Below are 14,634 nucleotides of genomic sequence, written 5' to 3' on the forward strand. Positions count from 1 at the left end.
GTGCAAAGAACTTTGCACAATGCTTACCTTTCTGCTTAATATGAGGTTCGGCATAGAACAATTTTAATAATATAATGCCGTACAAATCGGTTCACTTCAGGGGAGCATTATGGGGCTATTTGGTCTGGGAAAAAAGCCAGGTCTTGGAATTGATATTGCTTCGGATGCAGTTAAAGCCGTTGAGCTGATGCCCAGCGGGGATACTTACGACATTACACATGTGGCGGAAGCATCACTACCGAAGAATTTAATTACCGATGACGAGATTACCGATATCGAGAAACTTGCGAAGACAATTACGCAGGTGCGTAAGCGTATGGGCAGCACCCGTGTTGCCGTTGCAGCGGTATCTGGTAACCAAGCAATTTCGAAACAAGTACCAATGAGCCTCGACCTTGATGACGAAGCCATTGCGGAAAAAATTGAAAGTGAGGCCGAAGCACTTATTCCCTTCCCCATTAATGAAGTGCGTTACGACTTTGAAAGTTTAGGCGAGCACCAAACCCTACCAGGCCAGCAACGTGTATTAGTTACGGCCACGCGCACCATAAGCGTCGACAGCCGCGTGCAAGCGCTTGAAGGTGCCGGTTACAAGGTAGGCATTATGGATGTGGACAATCAGGCCATTGCCCGTGCTTGCGGTCATTTGCTGCCGCACATGCACCCAGAAATTCTAGAAAGTAAATTGCCGTATTTAATTCTCGATATCAGCACCAGCGCCATTCAGATTGTTGTTATTCATCATGGCGAGGTTGCGTTTAACCGCTTCCAGTCAGGTGGTTTAGCACAACTACTTGCTGCGCTTGACGAGGACGGCACTATCGACCATGGCGAAATCATGGCGAAATTGCGGTCCGGAGACATCGACGATTTTCCATCACTGATTATTCAAGACTTCTTAAGTAATTTGTGGAACCAAGTTAGTCGCGGTGTGCAGATGTACCAAAGCAATGCGGCCGATAAAGGTTTTTCTGCAATTCTGTTAATCAACACGGGTGCCATGCTGCCGATGGTTGCTGAAGCACTGAGCGATCAAGTTGAGTACCCGGTACATGCGCTAAATCCGTTTGAGCATTTTATTTTGCCAAGCAAACTGTCGCACCTTCAAAATCACGGCCCGCGCTTTGTTGAAGCGATTGGCCTGGCGCTTCGGAGTTTCGCAACATGGCACATGTAAACCTACTTCCATGGCGCGAAACGGCGCGCCAGCGCGCAAAAACACGATTCGGCATTCATATCGGTATTGCTATAGGCATTGCGGGCGTTTTATTTGGCGCCGCTTACATGGTGATCGGTGACTATAAAAGCTACCAGCAACGTCGCAATGGTTTTTTGCAGTCACAAATCCAAGTTTTAGATAGCCAGATTGCTGAAATCAGCAACATTAACAAGAAAAAACAAGAAATATTAAACCGCATTAAACTGATTCAGTCGTTGCATGAAGACCGCAACACTGCAATTACCATTTTCAATGAATTAACTGAACGCACCCCTGATGGTGTTTACCTGCACTCACTCGAAAAACGTGATCTGCAACTCATAGTCAGCGGTCGCAGTATTTCAAATAATCGCGTGTCTGAATTTTTACGCGACCTGAAAGATTCACCGGTATTTGAAAACCCAGAATTACGCAGTGTTACCTCAGCCACAGTCGGCAACCGTAACCGCAGTGGTTCACGTGAAGCGAATTCCGATTACGATGCATTTTCTTTGGTGGTTACCATTGTGCCGCCAACAACCACGGAGGCGGAGAAATAACATGAGTATGGACAGCCTACGTGAACTCGACATTAACGAGCTGCCGTTTTGGCCGCGCCCGTTTCGGATGGCGATACTTGCCGTCGTTGGTGTTGCGGTACTGGGGTTAAGCTATCACTTTATCTTGGCGGACGAATGGGCCAACTATAAACGTGAGGTGGCGCGAGAAACCCAGCTTAAGCAAGATTACCAAACCAAGTATCAAACGGCGGTCAACTTGCCGCTGTACCGTGAACAGTTAGCTCGCTTAAATAGCGACCTTGAAACGCTTTTAAATATGCTGCCCAATGATGACGAAACGCCGAAGCTACTTGATGACATCAGCTTAATTGGTACGCGCAGCGGGCTGCGTTTTGATCGCATTGAATGGCTTAACCCGCAGCCACGCGAATTCTATACAGCACTACCTATGCGGATTGAATTGCGCGGGGCCTACCACCAAATTGGTGATTTCGTTGGGCAGATGTCTGGGCTTGACCGCATTATCAGCGTCAAGAATTTCAAAATGCAGTTACAAGATGATGAAGGCACCTTGAACCTGTCAGTAAATGCTGAAACCTATCGTCAACAAACATTGAGGGCACAACCATGATGCGTTTTATGCTCTCAATTGTCGCACTGAGTTTGCTGGCTGGTTGCGCACCAACCGGTCATCAAGATTTGGAACAATTTACGGCCGAAGTGCAACAGCGCGCCAAGCCTGGCATTAGCCCACCACCCGAGTTGCCGTTACTGGAACGCATTGAATATACCGGTGCGGACATTCGTAACCCATTTCAGCCAACGCCATTGCGTGGCGATGCAGCGCAGGCCACGGGACAAAATTGCCCGCAGCCAACGCTAGGGTCACCCCGAGGTGGCTTAGAAGGCGTCGCGCTTGATCAACTTGCTTTAAGCGGCACCATGCGCTCAGGCAATGGTCAATTAATTGCCTTGTTAGTCTCAAACGAAGGCAAACTTTTCCGGGTAGAACGTGGTGATTTTGTCGGGCTCGACAATGGCCGCATCACCTCTATTACTCCACAACAAATTTCGATTCGTGAATGGCTGGCTACCGGCGATGGCTGCTGGCAACAACGTGACGTATCGCTAACCTTGCTGAACTCGCAAAGGAGCTCGAACTAATGAAGCACTTAATCCGTACCCTATGTCTCCTGCTCTTGCTGCCGCTGACGGTATCTGCCAACGAGCTTTTACGGGTTGAGCAGATTGCGTTAAATAAAGATCGCTTTAACTTAGAGGCGCACTTTTCCAAACGTGTCGAGTCACCCGTTGTCCGTCGCAATAATGACGCTAACTTGCATGAGTTCTTGTTACTAGGCACCCGTGCCAACATGCCTGATGGCCGTTTAAATTTAAGCGAACACCCACTCTTAGATTACGTTGAAATTGAGCAACAACGTGAAGACTTGCTCGTTCGCGTACACACCAAGAAGCCACTGGAAAATCTAATGAGCCGCTTTGGCGAAGTTATGGTGATGGTGTTCGTTGCCAGCAAAGATGAGACAATGCAAACGGCAGCCACCGAACCCGCTGCTAGCAAACCTGCGGCACCAAAACCACAACCGGCGAAGCCTGCGCCCGCCAAAGCTGATAAGGTTGCTGAAGCTAAGCCCGAACCTGCGCCAACAAAAGCTGCAAGTGAGCCAGCTAAACGCGCTGAAGTTCGCACGGACAGCCAGCAAGTTTCAGACAAAACAGCGGTAACCAACATTAATTTCTTCCGCTTGCCCAATGATGTCGGTCAATTAAGCATTGCCTTGAATAAAGACAATGTTGAACATGAAGCGCGTGTGGCAGGCAATGATCTTGAACTGATTCTGTATGACACCCAGTTGCCTGAAGATCTCCTGTATGTGCTTGATGTCAGCCAGTTTGCGACCCCTGTTGCTTACGTTGAAACTTTCCGTGAAGGACGCCACAGCCGGATAAAAATTGCCGGTAAACGCAAGTTTAAGCATCAGCTTGAGCAAATCGATGGCTACTTGCGACTCAACCTTGCGGAAGCTCCGCAAGTTGATGCTGCCGAAGCTCAGGCGCAATCAAGCCAGAAGCCAATTTCATTAAACTTCCAAGATGTTCCTGTGCGCCAGTTGCTGCAAATTTTGGCAGATGAAAACAACCTCAACTTGGTCGCCAGCGAGTCCGTAACCGGCAATATCACGTTACGCCTTGAGAATGTGCCATGGGAGCGCGCACTTGAGACTATCTTGCGGGTTAAAGGCCTGGATAAGCGTTACGACGACAATATTTTGATTGTCGCGCCAGCCTCAGAACTGGCCCGACGTGAAGCGGAGCAGCTCGAAAGTCAGCAGCGCATGCAAGACCTAACGCCTCTGGAAAGCTCATACATTCAAATTAACTATGCCAAAGCTGACGAAATTGCCCAGATTCTGCGTACTGATAGTTCTGATTTACTGTCAACGCGCGGAGCAGTAACCGTTGATGAGCGTACCAACACTCTGTTAGTGCGTGATACGCCAGAACAAATTGCAACCGTTAAAGCCATGGTAAAAGTGCTGGATGTACCGGTTAAGCAAGTCATTATTGAAGCGCGTATGGTAACCGTACGTGACAATATTAGTGACGAACTGGGTATACTCTGGGGCATTAGCGAACCTGCGCTGGACACCTCCACACCGCCACCATGGGGTACCGGAACCAACGTAACTGGCGACTTTAACGTTAATTTACCGATTGCCTCACCCGCTGCAACCATTGGCTTCCAGGTCGCAAAACTGGCCGATGGCCGCTTGCTTGACCTTGAACTGTCTGCTTTAGAGCGCGAGAACAAAGGTGAAATAATTGCCAGTCCGCGCATCACCACAGCAAACCAGAAAGAAGCTTACATTGAGCAAGGTACTGAAATCCCATATGTGGAAAGTGCCTCGTCAGGTGCCACCTCAGTGCAGTTCAAAAAGGCCGTACTCGGCTTGAAGGTAACGCCGCAAATCACCCCAGACAATCGTGTTATTTTGGACTTAGTCATCACTCAAAATACTCGTGGTGAAACGGTTAGCACGCCAACCGGTCCTGCTGTTTCAATTGATACGCAAGAAATTGGTACGCAGGTATTGGTTGAAAATGGCGAAACCATCGTACTTGGCGGCATTTACCAACAGCAAATTTTGAATGATATTTCAAAAGTACCGTTGCTTGGCGATATTCCGTACGTTGGGGTATTGTTCCGTACCGATAGTCAGGTGAACGAAAAACGTGAATTGTTGATATTCGTGACACCAAGAATTGTAACGAATAATCCGTAAACCTTGCTTATATAGCTGTGACTTGCGATAATCGCGCATCTTTTTGGTTGGGTAAAGGAAGGTCTTGAGACACTCCGGATTCCGTGAGTCACAGCTAGTTAAATAAGTGAAGTAACACATCAATATGGCTGAAAAACGTAACATTTTCTTAGTTGGCCCTATGGGGGCCGGCAAAAGCACAATAGGGCGGCAACTTGCCCGCCAACTCCACCTCGAATTTTTTGACTCTGACACGGAAATAGAACGCCGTACCGGTGCAGATATCGCCTGGGTTTTTGAGTTAGAAGGCGAAGAGGGTTTCCGCGCACGCGAAGAAAAAGTTATTGAAGAGCTGACCGAAAATACCGGTATCGTGCTCGCAACCGGTGGTGGTTCTATCTTAAGCAAAGAAAGCCGCAACCGATTATCGGCACGTGGTGTTGTGGTTTATCTGCAAACCACCATCGATAAGCAACTTGCTCGCACACAGCGCGACAAACGTCGGCCTTTAATTGCTGAAGCTGAGAACCCGCGTGAAGTGCTTGAAGAGCTGGCTGACGAGCGCAATGCTTTGTACGAAGAAATTGCTGACATTATTGTTCGTACCGATGAGCAAAGCACGAAAGTTGTGATTGACCAAATTATCGAGAAAGTGGGTATATAAACATCACGTTTATTGTAAACCGGAGGCGCTCATGCAGGAAACCACACAGCAGATCATCGTGGGTTTGGGTGAGCGCAGCTATCCGATTGATATTGGCGCCGGATTATTAGCGCGCACACCGCTTTTTGACAACCTACCGAAACAACTACTTATTGTAACCAACACCGTTGTGGGGCCTTTGTACGAAGCTCAGGTTCGCGCACAACTCGCTGCACACGACGTGGTGACACACACCATTGACGATGGCGAAAGCGCCAAAAGCCTAGTTAACTTCGGAGCGATTATCGATACGCTGATTGCCAACAATTTTAATCGTGACTGTGCGGTTATTGCGCTAGGCGGTGGTGTAGTTGGCGATTTAGCCGGATTTGTTGCCGCTACGTATCAACGCGGTGTGGATTTTTACCAAATACCCACCACCTTATTGGCGCAAGTTGACTCATCGGTGGGCGGCAAAACAGCCATCAACCATCCCGGTGGTAAAAACCTTGTGGGTGCCTTTTATCAACCGCAAGGCGTACTTATCGATACCCAGTGCTTGCGCACCCTTGACGATCGCGATTATGCCTGTGGTCTTGCTGAAGTGGTCAAATACGGCATCATTGCCGACGCTGACTTCTTTGCTTGGCTAGAAGCTCACCAGCATGACTTGAATCAGCGTGACTCTGCGGCATTAACCTACGCCATTCGCCGCAGCTGCGAAATCAAAGCTGAAGTTGTTGCGGCCGACGAGCGTGAACAATCAGTGCGGGCATTATTAAACTTAGGGCATACCTTTGGCCATGCAATTGAAGCGGCCCACTATGAATCGTGGAAACACGGCGAAGCCGTTGCTGCAGGTACCATGATCGCTGCAACCTTAATGCACCAGCTGGGTGAGTTTACCGCCACAGAATTAACGCGCATTGAAACGCTGCTTAATGGCCTCAAGCTGCCCGTACGGGCGCCTAAAATGCCACTGGAACGGTGGCAGACGTTTATGCAACGTGATAAAAAAGTAAAAGGCGGCACACTGCGTTTTGTGCTGCCTACCGCCATTGGCGCAGCTTGTTTGCGGCCTATTTCAGATTGGCAAGCCATTGGCGCAGCCATTGCTGCAATGAGTCATGCCGACGCACGTAGCCCTTTGTAGAATGAGCACGCATCATGAGTAAGCAACGCGCCTTCCTAAAATGGGCTGGCGGCAAATACAATCTCATCGAACCGATTACCGCTGTGTTGCCAGAAGGCAATAAGCTGATCGAACCCTTTGTTGGGGCTGGCTCGGTATTCTTAAATACCAATTATCCGAGTTACTTACTGAATGATGTAAACCCAGATTTAATTACCCTATTCAAAACCGTGAAGCGCCGACCCATGCGCTTTATCGAAGACGCACGCAAACTGTTCTCTATGGCCAATAATACGCCTGAAGCCTATTACGCGTTGCGCCAGCAATTTAATGCCAGCACCGATGGCTATGAACGCTCTTTATTGTTCCTGTATTTAAACCGTCATGGTTACAATGGGCTCTGCCGCTATAATTTATCGGGCCAATTCAACGTGCCGTTTGGACAATACCTACGCCCGTACTTTCCGCGTGCTGAAATCGAATTCTTTGCCGAAAAAGCGCAACGCGCTACCTTTACCTGCATGAGCTTTGAAAAGGTATTTCGTCGGGCTCGCAAAGGTGACGTGGTGTATTGCGATCCGCCCTATGCACCGCTGAGTTTGACGGCCAATTTCACCAGCTATGCCAGTGGCGGGTTTAGTATTGATCATCAAACCGAGTTGGCGCGCCGTGCTGAACAGACAGCGCGTAAGCGTGGCATACCGGTACTCATCAGTAATCACGACACTGAGTTTACTCGGTTACTTTACAAAAAGGCGCAGTTGGAAACCTTGCAGGTATCGCGGTTTATTAGCCCGAAAGGCGAAAGCCGTGGCAAAGTTGCCGAACTGCTGGCTTTGTACCAAGATGACACCCGCGCCAATGTGGTCGTGCTTAATCCTCAACTTCGGAAGCGTGCACAATGAACTGGCAACTAAAAACCTTTGCTGCGTTAAATACCAATGAACTGTATCTGCTGCTGCAGCGCCGTGAACAGGTGTTTGTGGTGGAGCAAACCTGCCCGTATCTCGATGCGGATGGTGCCGATACCCAAGCCCTGCATCTCTGGGCCGATAGTGACCACGAGGCGGTGATTGCCTACGCTCGGATATTCCTTGGCCAAGGTGGCGATGCATACAGTCGTATAGGCCGTGTGTTAACAGCGCAGTCAGTAAGGCGCACGGGCATTGGCCGTGAGTTGATGCAGCGCGCAATTAATATCTGCCGTGAGCACACGCCTGAACTGCCAATTCGTCTCGGCGCGCAAGTTTATTTGCGGGCGTTTTACGAGAGCTTCGGTTTTGTCGCAATCAGTGCCGAATACTTAGAAGACGGCATTCTACACATTGATATGGAATTGCGCCCGTGAGCGAAGCGCTTGCCGATAGCTTGCTATACGGCTTGGTGGTGTTGGACGAGTCAACAACCAATGCCCAGCGTGAGGCTGTTCTGAGCCAAGGCATTCCCTTGTGTGAAGCCGCGCAGTGTACCCATCAATTTCACCTTGAGCTAAGCGCTACTGGTTTGCAGTTGCGTTGGCTTGAACACCCCAAAATGTTGCCGCTGCAGATTGATTTTCAAACCGGTAAACATGCCTTTCGAGCCGCACAAGCACGGATAAAAGATGAAGCCATTGCCCGCGCTTGTGGTTTGCAGAAAATAAAGCAACCGCACATTCTTGATGGTACCGCTGGGCTTGGCCGCGATGCCCTTGTGCTGGCGCAGCTTGGCGCCCGTGTTGGTCTTAATGAGCGTCACCCTGTTGTAGCTTTGTTGCTGCAAGATGGGCTGCGTCGTTTACATCAGAGCGCCCAAGAATGGCAACAGCGACTATACTTTGCGGGTACAGATTGTTTTTCAACAGAAGCCGCTGATGTTTATGACGTGATTTATTTAGACCCAATGTATCCAAAGGGTGATCGCAAAGCCAAAGCGGCCGTAAAAAAAGACATGCAAATGTTTCAACAACTTGTAGGTAGCGACACTGATGCTGATGCGTTGTTATCCGCAGCAATGCGCATGGCCATTCATCGCGTTGTCGTCAAACGCCCACAACACGCCGATTTTTTGGCTGGGGTGAAACCCGATAGCCAAGTGATCAGTAAAAAACATCGATTCGACATTTATTTTCCGGAGCAACATAATGATTAAAACTAATGACCGTATTCCCGCTGGCACACTCACTGCACTTGGTGAAGTGGGTATGCAGCAATTCAACCCAGCTGAACTTTTTGACAAGGGCACGCACATTTTGTTTGCTGTACCAGGTGCCTTCACCCCAACTTGTTCAGAAAAACACTTACCTGGTTTTGTTGACCACGCAGCCGAACTGAAAAAACACGGCGTACAAACCATTGCCTGTGTTGCCGTAAATGACGCCTTTGTGATGAAAGCTTGGGGCAAAGCGCTCAATGTTGGCGATAGCGTCATGCTGTTGTCTGACGGCGATGCTTCGTACCATCGTGAACTCGGTTTAATTAAAGAAACCGGTAGCTTTGGTGGCACCCGCGCTGAGCGTTACGCCATGGTGATTACCGACGGCGTTATCACGCATCTGTTTGTGGAAGATGAAAAGTCCTACGGCGTTAGCAGCGCTGAACATGTGTTAGAAGCATTGAAAAAAGGCTAAACACATTCATGGCTGACTCAAGCACACTGGACGTGATTGTGATTGGGGCCGGCGCTGCCGGCCTCCATTGTGCAGCCACAGCCGCCAAGCGAGGCAAGCGCGTACTGTTGTTAGATCACGCCAAACAGGCCGGTAAGAAAATACTTATCTCCGGCGGTGGCCGCTGTAACTTCACCAACATGTACGCCAGTGCTGAAAATTTCCTGTCGGAAAACCCGCATTTTTGTAAGTCTGCACTAAGCCGTTATACCCAATGGGACTTTATTGGGTTGGTAAATGACTATGGCATTGCGTACCACGAAAAAACACTTGGCCAACTTTTCTGTGACCACAGCGCCAAAGATATTGTCGCCATGCTGATGGCAGAATGCAGTAAATATGGCGCCAAAGTTCAGTTGCGTACTGAAGTGCAGCGCGTGGAGGCAACCGCGGATGGTTATGTGGTTCATACCTCTACCGGTATGTTGCAAGCCAGTAAACTGGTTGTCGCCTGTGGTGGGCTGTCCATGCCCAAACTCGGCGCTACGCCGCTCGGCTACCAAATCGCTGAACAGTTTGGCCATCGCATTGTTCCAGTGCGTGCGGGTCTTGTGCCTTTTACCCTGCATGAAGCCGATAAAGAACGCTATGCTGAGCTGTCCGGCCTAGCCGTCGATGTGATTGCTGAAAATGAGCGCGCCAGCTTTAAAGAAGCCTTATTGTTCACCCATCGCGGCGTATCCGGCCCTTCAATGCTACAAATTTCATCGTATTGGTTTCCCGGTGAAGCAATTTCAGTGAACCTGCTGCCCGAAGAAGACTGCTTTGCGCGCTTAAATGAACTGCGCCAAAGTAGACCGCGCATGAGCCTGCGCAGCGTGATTCAAGAATGGTTCCCTAAGCGCCTTGCGCTAACACTATGCGACCAATACCAGTGGCCTGATAAGAACCTAGCTGACTGCACCAACAGTTTGTTACAGCGCGTCGCCGACACCCTGCATGCATGGCAGCTTAAGCCGAATGGCACCGAGGGCTATCGTACCGCTGAAGTTACTCTTGGCGGCGTAGACACCAATCAGGTAAGTTCAAAAACGATGGAAAGCCGACTGCAACCTGGCTTGTTTTTTATCGGTGAAGTCATTGACGTAACTGGCTGGTTGGGCGGCTACAATTTCCAATGGGCCTGGAGCAGCGGCTGGGTTTGCGGTGAAAGCGTTTAGTTGCAACCGAGTCAATCGTTCTGTAACAGATCGCTAACGCCATGAGCCCACAAACTTGCCGCTTGGGCTGATGGATGAAAGCCATCGGCGGCCATATAGTCGGCTGCAAAGGGTAAATCGAGCGCTAAATAATCACAATCGTGGCGCCGACAGTGGTGCTTTAACTCAATATCAAGCACCCGCGCTTGGCGCCCAATAAACCATCGCAACGGCTGCGGCAGTGCTGGAAATTTATGCATGGGTGGCAGCGCGGTAAATACAATGCGCTGCGCCTGAAACTCGGTTCTTAACAACTGTGTTAGCGCACTTAGGTCATGTTGCCATTTCGTCGGCGCCGTGCGGCGGGTGACATCATTGACACCCACAGATATCAACACAACATCAAATTTAATTCCACCGGCGTGTTGCTCGGCTAACTGACATACACCTTCGCAGGTTAGGCTTGATTGCGCCCATAATTCCCATGTAACGCGATACGTTTCGGCTAAGCGCTGCACCAATTGACCGGTCACAGCCTCCGCTTGCGTTGCGCAGCCAACACCAGCGGCGGCCGAATCCCCCAGCACTAAAAGCCGCAACGATTTACCTGCCCCCATAACACCCGCGCGCTCACCGCTGGCCTCGGGCAGTCGCACCGTTGTGCGCTGCACGCGCTTGCCCTGCCACAGCAGTATTGGCGCAAGTACTAACATGAGCAGTTTATTCATCATTTCCTCTATGGAGCTTTTTGTTGTTTCAGGCTTTCTGCAACAACAGCTTTTAACTCATCGTATTCCACGTAGCCCGGAATTGTGCGGCCGCCAACCATAATTGCGGGCGTTCCGCGCAATTGAAAGTCGGTAAATACACGGTAATTACGCTCAATGATAGTCGGCGTAGCATTGGCGCTGTTCAACTGTGAACGCGTACCTGTTTTGCGAGCTATTTGTTCCAGTGACGTGCCAGTATGCAAACCATTCTTTGCATACAGCAATTCGTGGACATCCGCGAACTGAGCAGGCTGATTTTGCCATACGTTCAAAGCGAAATTGGCTGGATTTAACTTGCCGCCTTGCACATTTTGCTGACGCAATGGCACCAGTACATTAACCACTTTTACCTGCGGAAACTCTGCAATTAACTTTTGCAAATGTGGCTCTAAGCGCTTGCAAAACGGGCAGTCGTAATCGGTGAATACAATAATGCTCAATTCTGCGTTTTCGGCACCGAACCATGGGTGCGCATCGTCGTTATCGAATAGCCACTTGCCATGCTCGCGTTGTGCGTTAAGCGTCGATTTTTTGCTAGCAATGTACTGTTCAAGGCTGGCCAAGACACTTGGGATTACTTCAGGATTTTCAGCCAGAAGTTGGTTGATTTGCTGCAATTGTTGGGCCTGCTGAGCGCCTTGCTGGGCGCTTGCCTGAACGCTGAACACCATCATTACTGTAAATACTGCACTTAAAAGGTACTTCATAACTTCTCCAATTAATGTGTGAGTCGCGCCCACCAAAGGCGCAACCACAAACCGACCGGTGTTGATGCACCGGTGGTGTAAGAAACAATTTCGCCGTTGGCAATAATCGCAACCGTTGGGGTTGCCGTTACTTGCCAGCGACGCGCAAGTTCGCCCGTATTATCGTTTACGGTAACGAACTGATAGTCGTGTTCGCGCAAAAAATGCTGCACCCGTTCATCGGTGCCAGAGCGGATCGCCACACTAACCACCTGATGGTTGTCTGACAGCCAATTGATTGACGGCGAAACCCAATCACAAATGGGGCACCAGGTAGCCCAAAAATAGACCAACACGGGCTGCTCATGGCTAAGCGCGACAACATCGGTTTGCTCCTGCTCTAAAGTCACGACGGTTAACGCATCAATTGGGCCTGATGGTAACCCACGACTGCGCCAGCTATCTACCGCGTAGCTTATTGCGATAAACAAGACTAAATAAATCAGAACCGACTTGATAACCTTCATTCGCGAGCCTGCTCAATTGCCGACAATACCGCATTATCGGTCAGTATCACCGGTAGCGGAATGCCTTGCGGAGCGCCCGGCCCATAAACTTGATTGAACGGCACGCCATAACGCCCGTAACTGTGCAGATAATCTGTAATGGCCTGATTTGGGCGGGTCCAATCGCCTTGCATCAACACCACGTTATCAGCGCGTAACGCGCTGGCTACAGGATCTTGCAGCAGTACGCCTATCTTATTCGCTTGGCAGGTCACGCACCAATCGGCGGTTACATCAACAAACACAACTTGCCCTTGCGCCACCGCTGACGAAATTGCACTTGGCTTTAGCGGTTGCCACGGGTGCTGCTCAAGCTTCGTAGGGCTGCTGGTCCAACTGCTTGCGACCAATGCTACACCGCTTAACAGCAACACTGTGGCAAGACTTACAAGCACGCCTTTACCACCATGGCGACGATACGCTAACCAGAACGCAAACGCGATGAAGCCGACTAGCACGGCCACGAATACCGCGCGACTTAAATGGTTGGCGAGCAAACTTACTAGCCACGCTGTCGTGAGCAGTAATAAGGCAGCAAAAACGCGATTCACCCATTGCAGCCACGGCCCAGGTTTCGGCAATTTTTGTGCAAGCCCCGGCCACACCGCCACCACCAACCACGGCAGCGCCATACCGACACCCAAGGTGATAAAAATAAGCAGTAATTTTACATTTGAAGCGGCTAACGCAAAGGCTACCGCGGTACCTAAAAATGGTGCCGTACAGGGTGTAGCTAATAGCGTTGCAAACATACCTTGTACAAAATGGCCTGTTGTTGACTGATTGCCACGCGCCGCAACCCATTGCTGCATACCGTGCGGCAATTGCAGCGTCCATAAGCCGCTAACTGACAATGCGAAGAGGCCGATAACCAGCGCCATGCCCCCAATAAAATATGGGTTCTGGAACTGAATGCCCCACCCAATCGCATGACCACCCAGCTTGAGCGCCATAATCATTAACGCCAGCAATACAAACGACGTGATAATGCCCAGCGCAGAAGCAACAAACTGACGGCGAATTTGACCACGCGCTCTGTCAGCGCCAATCAGCCCCTGCATTTTTAAGCCCAAAACCGGAAGCACGCAGGGCATAATATTCAGAATCAGCCCACCCAATAACGCGAATGGCAGCATATACCATACACTTGATGTCGCAGCTGAGTGTGGAATCGTCCCGGCCGTCGCAACTGCCCTTTGCTCGCCACGTACAAGCTCATCGGCAATAGTCACTTGCAGCGTTTCACCCACCAAGTTCGGTTGTTCCAACCAATGTGAAATGGCAAAGTGTGCGGTAAGACGATTACCATCTTGCTGCTGATACACCTGCTCAATCGTTAAATCGGTTAACTCTTGTTGCAAGCTATCTACAAAAATACGCGGTTGTTGCCAACCATCAGCATTTTCAACCGTCACCGATAGTTGCTGTTGGCTTGCTGACCAAATCAACTGCTCTACCCGTAGTAACGGGTGATCACGATGGGGTAGTCGACTCTGCGCCTGCTCCAGTAAGAACATGGCATCCATGTCCGTGCGCAGGTCACTTGGCGTAAATTCCAGTGCTATTGGGTAATCCGAAATAACACAAATGTTGGTGCAACTTGCCAAGGTTAGCGTGCCTTGTAACGACACCCTTTGCTGCCAATCCTGCACTTCAATTTGTAGTGGAAAACTAACGTCACCTTGATAACCCACGGTCTCAACACCCTGCACGCTGAAACGCTCAGGCACGGGGAAACGCCAATTCACTGCAGCAATATTTTCTGATTCAGCTTGCCAGGCCAGCTGCGGTGGCACGCCACCTTCACCGGGGGTTCGCCAATAGGTTTTCCAGTCGTCCGCTAATTTCACTTGCAACAATGCATCGACCGTCAGGGCTTCAGCATCGATTTTACCTGGCACAACAAGGCGCACTTGCACCGGCTGATGCGACTCAAGCTGCTGCCAGTCGGTTGCGACTTGCGCCTGCGCTGAGCTACTTAGCAGCAGGAGCAAGGTGACAAGCTGCCAAATGACTAAATGTGGTTTCATAAATTTATCCCATGTATT

Annotated in this window: 16 protein-coding genes; 12 read left to right on the forward strand and 4 right to left on the reverse strand. The window is 50.0% G+C overall.

The genetic code is table 11. The annotated features are described in order from the left end of the window. Positions 1 to 109 precede the first annotated feature (109 nt). The 12 genes from pilM to ACN0UY_RS09515 all read left to right on the forward strand — a co-directional run bounded on the left by pilM (position 110) and on the right by ACN0UY_RS09515 (position 10,585). Entirely contained in the window at positions 110 to 1,177 is a 1,068-nt protein-coding gene (gene pilM / locus ACN0UY_RS09460; protein ID WP_417666523.1) for a type IV pilus biogenesis protein PilM, read from the forward strand. After that, positions 1,165 to 1,758 carry a PilN domain-containing protein gene (locus tag ACN0UY_RS09465; RefSeq protein ID WP_417666525.1) on the forward strand — a complete coding sequence of 198 codons (594 nt, stop codon included), beginning with the start codon at positions 1,165 to 1,167 and terminating at the stop codon, positions 1,756 to 1,758. The genes pilM and ACN0UY_RS09465 overlap by 13 nt, the downstream gene beginning before the upstream one ends. A gap of 1 nt (position 1,759) precedes the next feature. Next, the gene (locus ACN0UY_RS09470; RefSeq protein WP_417666527.1) at positions 1,760 to 2,350 is read left to right on the forward strand and encodes a type 4a pilus biogenesis protein PilO; all 591 of its coding nucleotides are present in this window, start codon (positions 1,760 to 1,762) and stop codon (positions 2,348 to 2,350) included. Further along, the gene (locus ACN0UY_RS09475) at positions 2,347 to 2,883 is read left to right on the forward strand and encodes a pilus assembly protein PilP (RefSeq protein ID WP_417666529.1); all 537 of its coding nucleotides are present in this window, start codon (positions 2,347 to 2,349) and stop codon (positions 2,881 to 2,883) included. The genes ACN0UY_RS09470 and ACN0UY_RS09475 overlap by 4 nt, the downstream gene beginning before the upstream one ends. Beyond that, positions 2,883 to 5,024 (forward strand): type IV pilus secretin PilQ, encoded by a 2,142-nt coding sequence (locus tag ACN0UY_RS09480; protein ID WP_417666531.1) that lies wholly within the window; start codon positions 2,883 to 2,885, stop codon positions 5,022 to 5,024. Before ACN0UY_RS09475 ends, ACN0UY_RS09480 begins: the two co-directional genes overlap by 1 nt. 124 nt (positions 5,025 to 5,148) lie before the next feature. After that, positions 5,149 to 5,667 (forward strand): shikimate kinase AroK, encoded by a 519-nt coding sequence (gene aroK / locus ACN0UY_RS09485; RefSeq protein ID WP_128352659.1) that lies wholly within the window; start codon positions 5,149 to 5,151, stop codon positions 5,665 to 5,667. Positions 5,668 to 5,698: 31 nt separating this feature from the next. Then, positions 5,699 to 6,799 carry a 3-dehydroquinate synthase gene (gene aroB / locus ACN0UY_RS09490; RefSeq protein WP_417666533.1) on the forward strand — a complete coding sequence of 367 codons (1,101 nt, stop codon included), beginning with the start codon at positions 5,699 to 5,701 and terminating at the stop codon, positions 6,797 to 6,799. A 14-nt stretch (positions 6,800 to 6,813) separates the two neighbouring features. Continuing rightward, positions 6,814 to 7,683, forward strand: coding sequence for a Dam family site-specific DNA-(adenine-N6)-methyltransferase (locus ACN0UY_RS09495; RefSeq protein WP_417666535.1), 870 nt, complete (start codon positions 6,814 to 6,816; stop codon positions 7,681 to 7,683). Further along, a complete protein-coding gene (locus ACN0UY_RS09500) occupies positions 7,680 to 8,126 on the forward strand; it encodes a GNAT family N-acetyltransferase (protein WP_417666537.1) in 447 nt (148 codons plus the stop codon). The genes ACN0UY_RS09495 and ACN0UY_RS09500 overlap by 4 nt, the downstream gene beginning before the upstream one ends. Beyond that, positions 8,123 to 8,908 carry a class I SAM-dependent methyltransferase gene (locus ACN0UY_RS09505; RefSeq protein ID WP_417666539.1) on the forward strand — a complete coding sequence of 262 codons (786 nt, stop codon included), beginning with the start codon at positions 8,123 to 8,125 and terminating at the stop codon, positions 8,906 to 8,908. Before ACN0UY_RS09500 ends, ACN0UY_RS09505 begins: the two co-directional genes overlap by 4 nt. After that, positions 8,901 to 9,386 carry a peroxiredoxin gene (locus ACN0UY_RS09510; protein WP_417666541.1) on the forward strand — a complete coding sequence of 162 codons (486 nt, stop codon included), beginning with the start codon at positions 8,901 to 8,903 and terminating at the stop codon, positions 9,384 to 9,386. The genes ACN0UY_RS09505 and ACN0UY_RS09510 overlap by 8 nt, the downstream gene beginning before the upstream one ends. An 8-nt stretch (positions 9,387 to 9,394) precedes the next feature. Further along, positions 9,395 to 10,585: an NAD(P)/FAD-dependent oxidoreductase gene (locus ACN0UY_RS09515; RefSeq protein WP_417666543.1), complete on the forward strand. Its 1,191-nt coding sequence runs from the start codon at positions 9,395 to 9,397 to the stop codon at positions 10,583 to 10,585. Between the two features lie 11 nt (positions 10,586 to 10,596). Here ACN0UY_RS09515 and ACN0UY_RS09520 read toward each other — a convergent pair whose 3' ends face one another. From ACN0UY_RS09520 to ACN0UY_RS09535, 4 genes are read right to left on the reverse strand one after another with little or no spacing between them, the layout of a single operon-like run. Then, positions 10,597 to 11,295, reverse strand: a complete 699-nt coding sequence (locus ACN0UY_RS09520; RefSeq protein ID WP_417666545.1) for an SGNH/GDSL hydrolase family protein — start codon at positions 11,293 to 11,295, stop codon at positions 10,597 to 10,599. A 5-nt stretch (positions 11,296 to 11,300) separates the two neighbouring features. Then, positions 11,301 to 12,041, reverse strand: coding sequence for a DsbA family protein (locus tag ACN0UY_RS09525; protein WP_417666547.1), 741 nt, complete (start codon positions 12,039 to 12,041; stop codon positions 11,301 to 11,303). Between the two features lie 11 nt (positions 12,042 to 12,052). Continuing rightward, positions 12,053 to 12,547 carry a protein disulfide oxidoreductase gene (locus ACN0UY_RS09530; RefSeq protein ID WP_417666549.1) on the reverse strand — a complete coding sequence of 165 codons (495 nt, stop codon included), beginning with the start codon at positions 12,545 to 12,547 and terminating at the stop codon, positions 12,053 to 12,055. Beyond that, positions 12,544 to 14,616, reverse strand: a complete 2,073-nt coding sequence (locus ACN0UY_RS09535) for a protein-disulfide reductase DsbD family protein (protein WP_417666551.1) — start codon at positions 14,614 to 14,616, stop codon at positions 12,544 to 12,546. Before ACN0UY_RS09535 ends, ACN0UY_RS09530 begins: the two co-directional genes overlap by 4 nt. Positions 14,617 to 14,634: the final 18 nt, after the last annotated feature.

The organism is Pseudidiomarina sp., from assembly GCF_048268165.1.
Taxonomy (GTDB): Bacteria; Pseudomonadota; Gammaproteobacteria; order Enterobacterales; family Alteromonadaceae; genus Pseudidiomarina.